Source organism: Aquaspirillum sp. LM1 (genome assembly GCF_002002905.1).
Classification (GTDB): Bacteria; Pseudomonadota; Gammaproteobacteria; order Burkholderiales; family Aquaspirillaceae; genus Rivihabitans.
Map to the genome: position 1 here is coordinate 3,231,947 of NZ_CP019509.1, position 14,644 is coordinate 3,246,590.

13 protein-coding genes are annotated in these 14,644 nt (G+C 58.5%); 6 read left to right on the plus strand and 7 right to left on the minus strand.

Annotation, left to right across the window (positions count from 1 at the left end):
* Window positions 1–3 precede the first annotated feature (3 nt).
* The 6 genes from ftsA to BXU06_RS13995 all read left to right on the plus strand — a co-directional run bounded on the left by ftsA (window position 4) and on the right by BXU06_RS13995 (window position 6,435).
* Window positions 4–1,215: a cell division protein FtsA gene (ftsA, locus tag BXU06_RS13970; protein WP_216352611.1), complete on the plus strand. Its 1,212-nt coding sequence runs from the start codon at window positions 4–6 to the stop codon at window positions 1,213–1,215.
* Between the two features lie 82 nt (window positions 1,216–1,297).
* Window positions 1,298–2,491, plus strand: a complete 1,194-nt coding sequence (gene ftsZ / locus BXU06_RS13975; protein ID WP_077300895.1) for a cell division protein FtsZ — start codon at window positions 1,298–1,300, stop codon at window positions 2,489–2,491.
* A 207-nt stretch (window positions 2,492–2,698) separates the two neighbouring features.
* Complete coding sequence (lpxC, locus tag BXU06_RS13980) at window positions 2,699–3,610, plus strand: UDP-3-O-acyl-N-acetylglucosamine deacetylase (RefSeq protein ID WP_216352612.1); 912 nt, start codon at window positions 2,699–2,701, stop codon at window positions 3,608–3,610.
* 8 nt (window positions 3,611–3,618) lie between these two features.
* Window positions 3,619–4,140 carry a cyclic pyranopterin monophosphate synthase MoaC gene (gene moaC / locus BXU06_RS13985; RefSeq protein ID WP_077300901.1) on the plus strand — a complete coding sequence of 174 codons (522 nt, stop codon included), beginning with the start codon at window positions 3,619–3,621 and terminating at the stop codon, window positions 4,138–4,140.
* Window positions 4,141–4,269: 129 nt separating this feature from the next.
* The gene (locus BXU06_RS13990; RefSeq protein ID WP_077300904.1) at window positions 4,270–5,364 is read left to right on the plus strand and encodes an RNA-guided endonuclease TnpB family protein; all 1,095 of its coding nucleotides are present in this window, start codon (window positions 4,270–4,272) and stop codon (window positions 5,362–5,364) included.
* A gap of 81 nt (window positions 5,365–5,445) precedes the next feature.
* The gene (locus tag BXU06_RS13995) at window positions 5,446–6,435 is read left to right on the plus strand and encodes an IS5 family transposase (RefSeq protein WP_077296059.1); all 990 of its coding nucleotides are present in this window, start codon (window positions 5,446–5,448) and stop codon (window positions 6,433–6,435) included.
* 172 nt (window positions 6,436–6,607) lie between these two features.
* Here the strand turns inward: BXU06_RS13995 and BXU06_RS14000 are convergent, their stop codons facing one another.
* The 7 genes from BXU06_RS14000 to BXU06_RS14030 all read right to left on the minus strand — a co-directional run bounded on the left by BXU06_RS14000 (window position 6,608) and on the right by BXU06_RS14030 (window position 14,557).
* A complete protein-coding gene (locus BXU06_RS14000) occupies window positions 6,608–8,848 on the minus strand; it encodes a cation-translocating P-type ATPase (protein ID WP_077300907.1) in 2,241 nt (746 codons plus the stop codon).
* A 233-nt stretch (window positions 8,849–9,081) separates the two neighbouring features.
* Window positions 9,082–9,951 carry a DMT family transporter gene (locus BXU06_RS14005; protein WP_077300910.1) on the minus strand — a complete coding sequence of 290 codons (870 nt, stop codon included), beginning with the start codon at window positions 9,949–9,951 and terminating at the stop codon, window positions 9,082–9,084.
* Window positions 9,952–10,105: 154 nt separating this feature from the next.
* Window positions 10,106–11,569 (minus strand): GDL motif peptide-associated radical SAM/SPASM maturase, encoded by a 1,464-nt coding sequence (locus BXU06_RS14010; protein WP_077300914.1) that lies wholly within the window; start codon window positions 11,567–11,569, stop codon window positions 10,106–10,108.
* A 98-nt stretch (window positions 11,570–11,667) separates the two neighbouring features.
* Window positions 11,668–12,417 carry a DUF1843 domain-containing protein gene (locus tag BXU06_RS14015; RefSeq protein WP_077300917.1) on the minus strand — a complete coding sequence of 250 codons (750 nt, stop codon included), beginning with the start codon at window positions 12,415–12,417 and terminating at the stop codon, window positions 11,668–11,670.
* Window positions 12,418–12,474: 57 nt separating this feature from the next.
* Window positions 12,475–13,140 (minus strand): DUF1842 domain-containing protein, encoded by a 666-nt coding sequence (locus tag BXU06_RS14020; protein ID WP_077300920.1) that lies wholly within the window; start codon window positions 13,138–13,140, stop codon window positions 12,475–12,477.
* 364 nt (window positions 13,141–13,504) lie between these two features.
* Window positions 13,505–13,810: a helix-turn-helix transcriptional regulator gene (locus BXU06_RS14025; protein WP_077300923.1), complete on the minus strand. Its 306-nt coding sequence runs from the start codon at window positions 13,808–13,810 to the stop codon at window positions 13,505–13,507.
* A gap of 252 nt (window positions 13,811–14,062) precedes the next feature.
* Window positions 14,063–14,557: a hypothetical protein gene (locus tag BXU06_RS14030; RefSeq protein WP_150125217.1), complete on the minus strand. Its 495-nt coding sequence runs from the start codon at window positions 14,555–14,557 to the stop codon at window positions 14,063–14,065.
* Between the last annotated feature and the right edge of the window lie 87 nt (window positions 14,558–14,644).

Below are 14,644 nucleotides of genomic sequence, written 5' to 3' on the forward strand. Positions count from 1 at the left end.
AACATGCTGGTCGGGCTGGATGTTGGCACCGCCAAGATTGTCGCCGTCGTGGCCGAGGTGCTCGAAGACGGTGCGCTGAATATCATCGGCATGGGGCAAACCCCGTCGCGCGGCCTGAAAAAGGGCATGGTGGTCAATATCGAGTCCACCGTCCAGGCCATTCAGCGCGCGGTGGAAGAAGCCGAGCTGATGGCGGATTGCACCATTCATGAAGTGTTTACCGGGATTGCCGGCAGCCACATCAAGAGTGTCAATTCGCACGGCATGGTGGCCATTCGCGAGCGCGAAGTCACCCAGGCCGACATCGACCGGGTGATTGAAACCGCCCGCGCGGTGACCACGCCGCCTGACCATCAGGTGCTGCATATCCTGACCCAGGAGTTTTCCATTGATGGTCAGGAAGACGTGCGCGAACCGCTGGGCATGAGTGGCGTGCGGCTGGAAACCCGCGTGCATATTGTCACCGGAGCGGTGAGTGCTGCGCAGAATATCCTGAAATGTGTGCGTCGCTGCAACCTGGATGTCAGTGACCTGATCCTGCAGCCGCTGGCGTCGGCCACGGCGGTGCTCACCGACGATGAACGCGATCTGGGCGTCTGCCTGATCGACATCGGCGGCGGCACCACCGACATTGCCGTTTACACCCGTGGCGCGATTCGCCACACGGCAGTGATTCCGATTGCCGGTGATCAGATCACCAACGACATTGCCATGGCGCTGCGCACGCCCACCAAGGAAGCTGAAGACATCAAGCTGGTGCATGGCTGTGCGCTGATGCAGCTGGCCAATCCAGCCGATATGATTGATGTACCCGGTGTGGGCGAGCGCGGACCGCGTCAGCTGTCGCGCGCCACCCTGGCCGAAGTGATTGAACCACGGGTCGAAGAGCTTTTTCAGCTGATTCAGCAGGAATTGCGTCGCACCGGCTTTGAAGATGTGCTGTCCTCCGGTATTGTGCTGACCGGCGGCGCAGCCAAGATGCCTGGCATGATGGAATTGGCGGAAGAAGTGTTCCATATGCCGGTACGGGTGGGGGTGCCCAAATACTTCGGCGGGCTGGCCGAAGTGGTGAAGGACCCCCGCTTTTCCACGTCAATTGGCCTGTTGCTGATTGGCAAGGATCAGTTGCAAAAAACCGCAGGTCCGAAGCTGGAGTCCGCCTCGGTGGGAGGCCTGTTTACACGCATGAAAGCCTGGTTCGCCGGGAACTTCTGACGTGGGGCGCGTTTATCGTTGTACCGACATTTTTTGTTTTACAGGGCAGTCGTCAACGTAGTTTTTCGAGGAGAGAACCGTCATGTCTTCCAACATGGTCTTTGAAATGGTGCAGGAAATCGCACCCGAAGCCGTCATCAAGGTGATCGGCGTCGGTGGCGGAGGCTGCAATGCCGTTGACAACATGATCGAAAGTCAGATCAAGGGCGTCGAATTTGTCGCCGCCAACACCGATGCACAGGCCTTGCGCCGCAACCGTGCGCCGGTGCAGATTCAGATTGGCCAGACCCTGACCAAGGGCCTGGGTGCCGGGGCCAACCCGGATGTGGGCCGCAGCGCGGCCATCGAAGACCGCGACCGCATTGCCGAAGTGCTGCGCGGCGCGAACATGGTGTTCATCGCCACCGGCATGGGCGGCGGCACCGGCACCGGCGCTGCGCCGGTGATTGCCGAAATTGCCAAGGAAATGGGCATCCTGACCGTGGGCGTGGTGACCCGGCCATTTTCGCACGAAGGCCGCCGCCACCAGATCGCCACCGCCGGGATCGACGAGCTGAAAAAATACGTCGATTCGCTGATTGTGATTCCGAATGAAAAACTGCTGCAGGTGCTGGGCTCCGACGTGACCATGCGCCAGGCCTTCCGCGCCGCCGACGATGTGCTGCGCGGTGCCGTGGCCGGTATTGCCGAAGTGATCACCTGCCCTGGCTTCATCAACGTTGACTTTGCCGACGTGAAGAACGTGATGAGCCAGATGGGCATGGCAATGATGGGCTCGGCAGTGGCCGCCGGCCTGGACCGTGCGCGCATTGCCGCCGAAGAAGCCGTCGCCAGCCCGCTGCTGGACGATATCAGCCTGGATGGCGCGCGTGGCGTGCTGGTGAACATCTCCACCGCACCGGGCTGCCTGTTGCTGCGTGAATACCATGAAATCATGGAAATCATCCGCAACTATGCCCACCCGGACGCCGAAGTGAAATTTGGCACCGCCGAAGTGGACGGCATGGCCGAGGACGAAATCCGCGTCACCCTGATTGCCACCGGGCTGGGCGGCAAGAAGGCGGTGCGCGAGGAACGTCGCGAACAATTGAAAGTGGTGAAAAACGGCACCGACGGCACGGCCATGGAAGTACCAGACTTCCAGCAGGATTTCGACAAACCCAGCGTGTTCCGCGCCCGTTCGGGTCGTGGTGCGCCGCAGCCGGTGGATTTTTCCAATCCGTCGGTGGGGGATTCGTTCGATATTCCGGCATTTTTGCGCCGCCAGGCCGACTAAACCGGTTTTGCGCCTGCCCGCCTGCTGCGCTGCCTCTCGACAGCGCATGACGGCTGCCCGCCTCGATGCGGGCAGGCGCGGTTTCTTGCTGGTGTTGCAATAGCCTGAAGCTATCAATACATGCTGAGCAATCAATTTAAAGCATCTCTCTGGCTGTGTTAGACTGATTCACATCCTTATCTTGCCCATGATGGAATGTTCAGCATGATCCACCAGCGCACCCTTGCTCAAACCATCACCGCCAGTGGCGTTGGCCTGCATTCCGGCGAACGGGTCAAACTCACCTTGCGCCCGGCCCCGGTGGACAGCGGCATCGTGTTTTGCCGCACCGACCTGGCCCAGCCAGTCAGCCTGCGCGCCGAGCCGGCGCTGGTCAACGACACCCGCTTGTCGTCCACTCTGGTTAACGCTGATGGCGTGCGCGTGGCCACGGTCGAGCACCTGATGAGCGCACTGGCCGGCCTGGGCATCGACAACATCATTGTAGAAATGACCGGCCCGGAAACGCCAATCATGGATGGCAGCGCCGCGCCGTTTGTGTATCTGCTCGACAGCGCCGGCATTGTCGAACAGCCCGCGCTCAAGCGTTACATCCGCCTCCTCAAACCGCTGGAAGTGGTGGAAGGGGACAAATGGGTGCGTCTGGAGCCTTACGACGGGTTTACCGTCAGCCTGGAAATTGAATTCAATCATCCGGTGTTCCGCCATACTCCACAAAAATTGACGATCAATTTTGCCGAACACTCTTATATAGACGAAGTCAGCCGCGCCCGCACCTTTGGTTTCATGCACGAAGTGGAATACATGCGCATGAATGGCCTGGGCCTGGGTGGCAACCTGGACAATGCCATCGTGATTGACGACGACAGCGTGCTGAACAAGGACGGCCTGCGCTTCAATAACGAATTTGTCCGCCACAAGATTCTGGATGCCATTGGCGACCTGTACATGATTGGCCACCCGCTGATTGCGGCGTTTTCCGGTTTCAAATCCGGCCATGCCATGAACAACAAGCTGCTGCGCACCCTGCTGGCACAACCGGACGCCTGGGAATACGTGACTTTCCGTCGCCCGAGCGATGCACCATCCAGCTTTCACCGCCTTCCCGAAGCCGCCTGAGGACACCCATGTCTGCCCTGACCCACTTCAACGCCGACGGCCAGGCGCATATGGTTGACGTTGGTGGCAAAACCGACAGCTGTCGCCGCGCCATCGCCAGCGGCCAGATTGCCATGCTGCCAGCCACCTTTGCCCTGGTGCAAAGTGGCGGCCACAAAAAAGGCGACGTGCTGGGCATTGCCCGCCTCGCCGCCATCATGGCCAGCAAACACACCGGCACACTGATTCCGCTATGCCACCCGCTGGCGCTGACCCATGTGGACGTGGCATTCAGCCTCGACCCGGCGCACAGCACCATCACCTGCCAGGTGACTGCCGAAACCGTGGGAAAAACCGGGGTGGAAATGGAAGCGCTCACCGCCGTCAATATCGGCCTGCTGACCATTTACGATATGTGCAAGGCAGTGGATCGCGGCATGGTGATTGGCCAGATTCGCCTGCTGGAAAAACAGGGTGGCAAATCCGGCCACTGGCGCGCCGACCAGATACCAGCCGGAGAACAGACCGATGCGTCGCCCCTGGCGGGGTAACGACGCATCGAAGCACTGTTTTCGATGTTACCCACTGTGCGGAAAGCCTCGGGGTTCAGCCCGAGGCCAAGAGCGCGGACGCTGAAAGCGGCCTGGTGGGTTTGTTTTGGCTTAAGGCATAATGCCCGCATGGAAACCGTAAAAACTCTCAAACTCCGCATCAAGGACAAGCACGCGAAAGCGTTACTTGCGATGGCGCGTGATGTGAATACGGTTTGGAATTTTTGCAACGAAACGCAGTATCGAAGTTTGCGCCGTTACACCAACAAACCACAGCTTTGGTTGTCGGGGTTTGATCTGCAAAAGCTCACCAGCGGTTTCAGCAAATGCGAAGGGGTGAGCATTGGTTCGACGACTGTTCAGGTTGTTTGCGAGGAATTTGCAACCCGACTCAGACAGTTCAAAAAACAACGCCTGAACTGGCGCGTCAGCGACAAAAAATCCCCGAAGTATTCTTTAGGCTGGATTCCATTCAAAGCCAAGGCGCTGGCCTATAAAAACGGTCAAGTGCGCTTTAAAGGCATAAGCCTTGGCTTGTGGGATTCCTACGGCCTCTCAAAATTTGAATTCCGTGCGGGGTCGTTCAATGAAGATTCTCGCGGTCGTTGGTATCTGAACATCGTCATCAAGTGCCAAACGGAAGACAAACCTGTTCAATATGGCGCGTCAGCCATCGGGATCGACCTCGGTCTAAAAACAATGGTCACCGACAGCAACGGCCAGAAGTTTGAACCTAAACAGTGGTATCGAGAATCCGAAGCCGCACTGGGCATTGCCCAACGCGCCCACAAGAAAAAACGGGTGAAGGCCATCCACGCCAAAATTGCCAATCAGCGTAAAGACGCAATCCACAAAGAAACGGCACGATTGGTCAGAGAACACGCCATCATCTTTGTGGGCAATGTAAACGCCAAAGCACTGGCAAAAACCCGTATGGCAAAGTCTGTGCACGATGCGGCATGGACGACGTTTAGAACACAACTCAAGTACAAGGCCATGAGGCAATGTGTGGTGTTCGAGGAAATAAATGAAGCGTATTCAACCCAAACGTGCTCGTGCTGTGGGATCAAACCCGCCAGCAGTCCGAAAGGTAGGGCCGGTCTTGGAATAAGAGAATGGACTTGCAGCGAATGCGGTGCAGTGCACGACCGCGACACCAACGCTGCAAAAAACATTCTCGCGGCGGGACTTCGCCGTCTTGCAGAAGGAATCCCCGCTCTTTAAGGACGCGCTGATTTATTCCCCAACAGCTGGCTCGAAGTCTCCTGATCTGCGAACATCAGCACATTGAACGTGGATGGTCACATGAAGACGCAAGCAAGCTTTTCCGAACTGGAATACGCGACAAAGAAGAAGGTCACTCGGCGTGACCGGTTTCTTGACGAGATCAACAAAGTGACGCCCTGGGCCGCCTTGGTCGCGCAGATTGAGCCCTTCTACCCAAAAGGAACAGGCCGGGGCCGACCGCCGATTGGCGTAGCGCGGATGCTGCGAATGTACATCGCCCAACAATGCTTCGGACTCTCAGACGAAGGCATCGAAGACGCCATCTATGACAGCCAGGCCATCCGGGGATTTGTTGGCATAGACCTGTCGCGGGAGTCTGCACCAGACGCCACCACCCTGCTCAAGTTCCGCCGCCTGCTGGAAACGCACCAGCTGACCGAGCGCATCTTCGAGACCATCAACGCCCTACTGGCCGCGAAGGGCCTGATCCTCAAGGAAGGCACGGTTGTTGACGCCACCATCATTGCTGCGCCGTCCTCGACCAAAAATCGAAGCGGTGAGCGTGATCCTGAAATGCATCAGACCAAAAAGGGCAACCAGTGGTACTTCGGCATGAAGGCACACATTGGGGTGGATGCTGAAACGGGCATCGTGCATACCCTGGTCACCACGTCAGCCAACATCAGCGATGTTACCCAGGCGCATGCCTTGCTGCATGGCGAAGAGCGGCTTGCCTTTGGCGATGCAGGCTACCAAGGGGTTGAGAAGCGGGAAGAGAACCGGGGCAGGCGGGTTGAATGGGAAATTGCCATGCGTGCGGGCAAGCGCAAGGCGTTGCCGGATACGCCGGTCGGACGACTGCAGGAGCGGATCGAACAGGCCAGGGCCAGGATCCGGGCCAAGGTTGAACATCCGTTCAAGATCATCAAGAACCTCTTTGGCATGAAGAAGGTGTCCTACCGTGGGCTGGCGAAGAACACGGCGCGGCTGCACACCCTTTTTGGGTTGGCGAATCTGTTGACGGCCAGGCGGCGACTGTTTGCGCTGAACACCCAAGGTGCGTCCTGAAAGGGGGAAATGAGGAAATTTGCCGCCTGACAGGGTGAAGACTGACCGAAAATGACGGTGAGCAGGCATTTTTTACTCGCCCAAGCGCTCATGCCGAATCGATGCGGCCCGCTTCGGTCTTCTTTGGTGAAATGCTGATTTTTTCAGCGCGTCCTTAAGGGCGGGGAGGAAGTCAACGATAGCGCAACACACGCAGCCCGTTGGCCACCACCAGCAAACTCGCCCCCACATCGGCCAGCACCGCCAGCCACAAACTGCCATGGCCAGCCAGCGTCAGCGCCAGAAACAGCCCCTTCAGCCCCAGCGCCAGGGTAATGTTTTGCCACAGCACCCAGCCGGTATGCCGCGACAGACGAATAAACCAGGCCAGCTTGCGCGGATTGTCGTCCATCAGCGCCACATCGGCGGTTTCCAGTGCGGTGGCTGAGCCGGCGGCGGCCATGGCAAACCCCACATCGGCCCGTGCCAGCGCCGGGCCATCATTGATGCCATCGCCAACCATGCCCACCACGCCGTGCTGGCGGATCAACTGCTCCACCGCCAGCAGCTTGTCTTCCGGCAGCAGCCCGGCGCGCACTTCATCCATCCCCACGGCAGTTGCCACAGCCTGCGCCGGCCCCTGGGTGTCGCCGGTCAGAATCACGGTGTGAATCCCCAGTTGATGCAGCTCGGCCACTGCCTGCGCCGCTTGTGGCCGCACACGGTCGGCCACGGCAAATACCGCCAGCACCTGGCGGCCAGATCCAAGCAGTACCCCGGTTTGCCCATCGGCGGCCAGTTGCGCCCAATGCGTTGCCAGCGCCGGGTGATCCGCGCCATGTTGCTGGGCCAGCCGGGCATTACCCAGCCAGTAAGCCTGGCCGTCCAGCGCTCCGCCCACACCGCGTCCGGGCCAGGCGCGCACCTGGCTGACCTGGCTGCCGTCGATGGCGGCACTGACCAGCGCCCGTGACACCGGATGGTCGGAACGGGCGGCCAGCGCCGCCGCACAGTCGCGCCAATGCTGGGCGCTGGCGGATTCATCCAGCGCCTGCCAGTGCATCAGGGCCGGCTGGCCCAGGGTCAGCGTGCCGGTTTTATCCAGCGCCAGCGCCCGCAGCTTGCGCCCACGCTCCAGCACGGCACCGCCCTTGATCAACACTCCATGCCGCGCGGCCACCGCCAGGGCACTGACCAGCGTGACCGGAGTGGAAATCACCAGCGCGCACGGGCAGGCAATCACCAGCAGCACCAGCGCTTGATACAGGCTGTCCAGCCAGCCGCCCCAGCCCAGCAGCGGCGGCACCAGCGCCACCAGCAAGGCCAGACCGAACACCGCCGGGGTATAGCGCCGGGCAAATTCATCGACAAAACGCTGGGTGGGAGCCCGGCGCGATTCGGCCTGTTCAATGGCGTGCAGAATCCGCGCCAGGGTGGATTGCCCGGCTTGGGCGGTGACGGTCAGGGTCAGTTCGCCATAGGTATTCAGGCTGCCGGCGTACACCGCATCGCCCACGGTTTTATCCACCGGCACGCTTTCGCCAGTAATCGGCGCTTGATCCAGTGCCGAGCTGCCGGCAAGCACCAGGGCATCCAGCGCCACCCGTTCGCCGGGGGCTACGCGGATGATCTGGCCAACGGCAATCTGGCTGGCCGGCAGCCGCTGCCACTGACCATCGGCCTGTTGCACCCTGGCGCTATCTGGTGCCACCGCCATCAGGCCACTGACCGCCTCACGCGCCCGCGCCAGCGAGCGGGCTTCCAGGCGTTCGGCCAGCACAAACAGGCACATCACCATGGCGGCTTCTGGCCACTGGCCAATCAGCACTGCCCCGGTGACCGCCACACTCATCAATGCATTGATATTCAGCGTGCGATGGCGCAGCGCCAGCCAGCCCTTGCGGTAAGTGCCTAGCCCACAGCCGGCAATTGCCCCCAGCGCCAGCAGCGCCGACAGCCACGGCCACTGTCCGGCCCAGGCATGCGCCAGTTCTGCGCCCAGTGCTGCCAGCCCGGATGCCGCCAGCGGCCACCAGGGGGTTGGGCGGTCAACCGGTGCCACGTCACCGGCCTGCATCAGCAACGGGGTAAACCCCAGCGCCCGGATGGCCTCCAGCCAGCCGGCCTGGCTGCCGGGCTGATGATCCACCGTCAGCTGGCGCTTGAGCAGATTGAAACTGAGCGCCGCCACCTCGGGCCGCTTGCCCAGCGCCTGTTCAATCAGTTGCACCTCCACCGGGCAATCCATCTGGGCAATCTGCACCACACTGCGTTGCAGACCATCGGCCAGCGCGCTGGGCGGCGTGGCGGCGTCAATGGCAGGGCTGGCGGCTGGCGCAGCATGGCCACAGCCGCACCCATGCTGACAGGTGCTCTCTGGAGCCTCAGTGGGGGGAACCGGGCGGTATATTGGTAAAACGGGCAGGTCGGACATGGGGTTTCTTCCTGGGCAAGCTTGGGCAGGGCGCTGCATATCGCGTGCCAGCGCCGCACAGGACAAAACCAGGTGGGTGCGGGCCAACTGAACGTGCAGCAGGGCATTGGCCCAGTAAACACCCTGGAGTGACTCCAGAGTCAAGCGCTGCCATGGTCATGGCGCATGTGGCCTTCATCCCGGCCTGTCGGTTTTGCCACACGCAAGCGGCTCAGCGAGCAAACCATCGCGCATCAGCCGGGTTTCCAGCGTGGCCCCAGCTGGCTGACCATCACGCTGATGACCACCAGCCCTGCCCCGGCCAGCGCCATGCCACTGAGCCGCTCGCCCGCCAGCCAGCCCACCAGCCCGGCCCAGACCGGCTCCATGGCGTACAGCACGGTGGCGCGGGTGGCCGGCACGGTTTTTTGCGCCCAGTTCATGCCTATCTGGATCAGCGCGGTTGCCACGCCCAAACCCAGCACAATCAGCCACAAGGCCGGGGTCTGCAGCGTGGGCAGAGGCTCGCCATTCAGCCATCCGCCCAGCACCGACAGCAACGCCACCCAGCCCAGCTGCACCACCGCCACCCGGCGCGGCTGACAATCGGCGGCAAACCGGCTGACCAGACAGATTTCCAGCGCAATGACCGCCGCCCCGGCCAGGGTCAGCCACGCGCCCAGGGTCAGGTTCAGCTGCATGCCGCGCGGTTCGGCCAGCAGCACCAGCCCAATAAACGCCAGGGCAATCCCCAGCCAGGCGGCCAGTGCCGGGCGGCTGCGAAACACCCCCCATTGCACCAGGGGCACCAGGGGCACGTACAAGGCGGTCAAGAATGCCGACTGGCTGCTGCTCACCCCGGCCAGTCCATGCGTTTGCAGGCCGTAGCTGGCAAATAGCACGCTGCCGATCAGCATGCCCACGCGCAGCTCGTGCCGGGTCAGCCCGGCCAGTAAAGGCCGCGCCAGCCACGCCGCCAGCACAGCGGCAATGCCAAAACGCAAAGCCACCACCCAGAACGGCCCGGCCCAGCGCAAGGCAGTCTGCACGGCCAGGAACGTGGTTCCCCACAGTAGGGTGATCAAGATCAGCACCAGATCGGGCAGGCGAGGATGGGCAGGCATGGGCAGGCAGATAAAAGCGACAGGAATGCGTCAGCGTACCGGCAAACGACAAAAAGCGCAATAAATTGCACATTGCATGCAACAGCAAAAACCCGCCCAAGCAACTCAGGCGCGACCCCATGCTGCACCTGAGCGCTGTAGGCGTGCCACCACGTCAGGCAGAGGAAGGCATCAACAGTAGATTCCGCATTTTGGCAACCAGCGCCTGGCGATGCTGTTCTGCTTCACGATGCTGTTGTTCGGCTTCGCGCAGATTGGCCTGGCAATGCGGACAGCTGTCTTCGTGCGGATGGACATATTGATGGCAGCCACGGCATAGCGTCAGTTGCTGTGGTGATCTGCCTTGTGCTGGCGCTGCCTGACCACTGTTTTTCCAAATCAGGTTGACCGGATAGTCGGAACGGGCGGTGCTGCTAACCATGCTGTGATCGTCGATGCGTTCGGTGATCAGGTCAAAGCGACCGATCGCAAAAGCGTCGGGTAGGGCGTTTTCGATTTTGACGATACGTTCCCTGAGCCCTTGCTTTTGCAGTGCCAGCACTCGGTAGTGGCAATAGGGATTATTGCCGGGCCGGCCAAGCAGGGAGTGCGATGTCCAGGTGCAGCCACCACGGCAGAGGTCGGCGTAGTAGCACGTGCGGCAATAACCCCACAGGTCTTCTACGGAACGCAGTCGGCCAAAGTGAATGGCTTCGCTGTGCTTCCAGATATCTTCAATCGACAGGTCACGCACATTGCCGCCACCAAACCCTACCGTGGCCAGCGACGGGCAGCCTTTTACCGTGCCGTCGGCTTCCAGAGCCATGACAGCCTGACCTGCGGCACAGCCGCTCCAGTGAATGCGTTCATCGCCAAAACCGCGCCATATGTGCTCGTAAGGGCCGTAATAGCCGATATTGTTGCCCACGTTCATTAGCAGATTGTGTTCCAGCCCTTTTTGGTATAGCCGAGCCAAGAGGGGCATGAGTTCGGTCAACTGGTAGGGTTGCAGCAGCAGCTCGTCATGATCCACGGCATTGCCCATGGCCACCGTCAGCTGGATTTGCCAGTGGGTGACGCCCAGTTCAATCAGTTGCTCTTGCAGGGCGGGCAGATCGGCCAGGGTGTCGGGGCCGATCTGGGTGTTGGCGCTGATGGCCAGGCCAGCCATCTTGGCCCGCTTCAGCGCGTCCACGGCCTTGTCAAAGGAGCCGGGGACGTTTCTGACCTTGTCATGCAACGGTGCCAGCCCATCCAGTGATACGCCAACGCCATTCAAGCCAGCCTCAATAGCCTGTTGCAGCCGTGCGTCGGTCAGGTTGCGTCCACCGGTCTGGGTGGCGCAATACATGCCGTGAGAATGAATGGCGGCAATCAGCTGCGTCCAGTCTTTGCGCAGATAGGCTTCGCCGCCAATCAGGGTGATTTCTCGGGTTCCCAGCCGAGCCAGTGACTGAATGACATCCAGACATTCCTGAGTGCTCAGTTCTTCTGGGCGTCTATGGCCAGCCCGCGAACCGCAATGCAGGCATTTCAGATCACAGGCCAGGGTGATTTCCCATACGACATGGACGGGAACATAGTGGGTGAAGTCATGTTCGGTGATATAGCGCAGGGGGTGCTCTGCCAATGAGTTCATGTCGGCTTTCCATTAATATTAACCAGCGTGTCACTCTGATTAAAAGGCAGGGGTGGGCGGGGCTGCACCCATCCCCTCCCCTACTGCAGATGGCGGGCTTATTTGTCCAGCGCGCCGATGTGCTGTTTCAACTCGGCCAGCGCCGGAGCCAGTTGGGCCGACTGGCTGATTTGCTGTTCAATTTGCTGTGCCAGTTGCTTCAGCTGGGCCAGATCGCCCGAGCCAATGGCTTGCTGCACGGCCACGCCGTAAGGCGGAACAGAAACCACGGTGTTTTCCCGTTCGGCAATATGGGCATTAAGCTGGCCCAGCGCCTGACGAATGTCGTCCGATTGGTCCAACTGAGCCTGGGCGGTTACGGCCAGTTGCTTGAGTTCTGCCAAGTTGCCGGTGGCGCTGGCTTGTTGCAGTGCAGCGGCATACAGCGGAATGATCGGGCGGTGGGGCGAATGGCTGACGGTTTCTTGCGCCTGGATGGTTTGCGCCGCTTGGTGCCAGACGCCATCTTCCAAATAGCGATAGTTGACGGAACCTTGTTGCCAGCCGCCTTCAAACTTGCCTTGCAACTCGAAAGAAGTTGTGACAAAGCAGGCGTCGTGGGCGTGGCCAGTCAGGTTCATCAGGTAGATCGGCATTGGTGCGCCTTGAAGCAGGATGTCGATTACCGTGTAGCTGCCAAAGACGTCATATTGCTGGTCCAGCGGCGGATTGGTCGCTTGAAACAGCCGGGCATGGCCGGTGATTTTGCGGGCAGGGGTGTTAACCAGCAGGTTCAGGGTGAGCGAGACAGCACCCGGAACGCTGGGGGTGGTGTGATAAACAACGTGGAACAGGCCGACAGAAGACATGCTTCAGCTCCTTGCAATAAGTCGTGAACAGTAATGAGTGAATCTGTCTGCACAGAATTAGGCAGTGAGTTTGCCGATTTCGACGTGCAGCGCTGCCAGTCCGGCTTGCAGCGCAGGCAAGTTGTCCAGTTGCTGCTGGGCTTGCTGCGCCAGAGCCTTGAGTTCGGACAGCGGGCTGTTTTGGGCAATGGCTTGCTGAATGGCCGGGCCATACATCACGCTGTACGGCTTGCCGTAGGAGCTGTTGTCAGGAATGACCGGACCAGGCCCAACCGGCAGGTTGAACACCGGGTTGAGGCGAACCGTGGCATTTTCGATGTTGTGCCATTCGTTATTGTAGAAATAGCTGAAGCTGCCTTTGCCAGTGTTCCAGTTGGGTTCCACAATCAGGTGGAATTTCACAAACACCATGCTATTGGAAGTGGGGCCACCGTGATTACCCTGGCCGCTGATCAAGATGCGCGAGCCGGGGCCCATCACTGTCATATAGCTGAATGTGCCCCAGACATCGGCATGCATTTTCAGTGGCGGGTGGATGGAGTCATTGGTAATATCTGCCGTGCCAGTAATTTTTTGGGCTGGCGTATTGACCAGCAGGTTTAGCTGTAATGCTGGCGCTCCTTCAAGACCGGTGGTAACAGTATAACTGACGGGAAACAATCCCATTGCGGTTTGGGTCATGGTCATTCCTTGCGTGCGGAGATTAAAAATTCCATCAGGCATTGGGTGAGGCAAGCTTGCCCGGATTCATGGCTGTCTATCAGCTAGCCATCCATACTATTTGGCATCGCTGATGTGACCTTGTCATTATCAGCAATGTCCACCACAAGAGGAAATCTCAGTTCAGTCTCAGTTTGGTGTCAAATTTGAGAGCTTGATATACGCAATAACACCTCAATCGTACGAGACGTCATGGTAATGGGGAAATATGTTGCGGGTGTGGTTAATCCTTGTCTGGATATATGCACCACAACGGAGAAAATATGTCATGGCTGGCTTCAGGCGTGGTTCAGCCTGGCTTTCAGCTCATTTTTCAGGAGGGTGAGTTTGCTGTTCTGTTGGAAATAGCGAGAGATCCAGCGCTTTTTCAATCAGTTCCAGCGCCTTCTGGCAAGATAGCACTGCGGTAAGGGTCAGTCGCTGCCTGGATCTGTGCCGGCACAGCGGGCAGATTGTCGGCTTGCAGGGTATTCACGCTAACTTGAAAAAACTGAGCAAGCTCTCTGGCTATCCGGTAGCGCACAGGAAAGCCTGTTTCAGCTCTCTTTATCGATGATAAAGATATTTGTAAGTGTTGCTGGGCACACATGTCAGCCATTTCTTCCTGACTTAAATACAATGCCTGTCTTAACTTTTTTAGCAACTTGCTATTCAATATCAATCGTCCGTTCATGGCTGATTGCTCCTGCCGTGGATTGAGTGGCTATTTGGTAAGTCAAAATATTGAGAATTTATCCTGCCAAGCGAAGAATACGCTGAAAAAATTGTCACTCCCGCGAAGGTGGTAATCCAGTGGCTTGATTTTGCTGGATTTTATTTTTGGTGAAAACAATTTTTCTGAATAAATCAGCGCGTCCTTGGAGTTTGCCTGCTATTTGTAAGGCCATCTCTGTCAGCAGTCAATTCATTGTATTGCATGTTATTTTTATTGGCTGGATCGAAACCAATAGCTTAATACCTGGCCAACTCCTGCTGTCAGCACGCCCAACAGTATTTCAATCTCATTGAGTAGAGAGTTCTCTCCCTTGACCATATTCAGATCGTCACTGATTTCCACCGTTAGCAAAGCCGCAAGCAGCATAAAGTAAAAAACAATAAATAAAATGCTAATAATTAGCTGGGGGCGCTGATGAAATGCCTCGCTATGTTTGCCATTTTTGTAAGCGTTTAATTGGGTGGCGCTGATCCCCAGCGCTTTCATCTCTTGCCTGAACTGTTGATCCGCTAACTGGATATTTTTTAAATTACTTGAAATAGCGAATTGCTCAGCAAGAATGCCATCAAGATCTTCATCGTTATGGTTGCCGTTTAATGACAAAGCGTCCAGTATACATTTTCGTGCCACGCCAGCTAATGGCCCTTCCAGGCCAGAAGCTAGAGCAGGGGCCACAACCTGGAGGGTTGTTTTGATTTTGTTCATTTGCATTTTATGGTAAGGTATGCATAATGTATTGACATCCAAAATAGGGCAATGTCAATTTTGTTAGCCGCCTTGACGGCAACGATG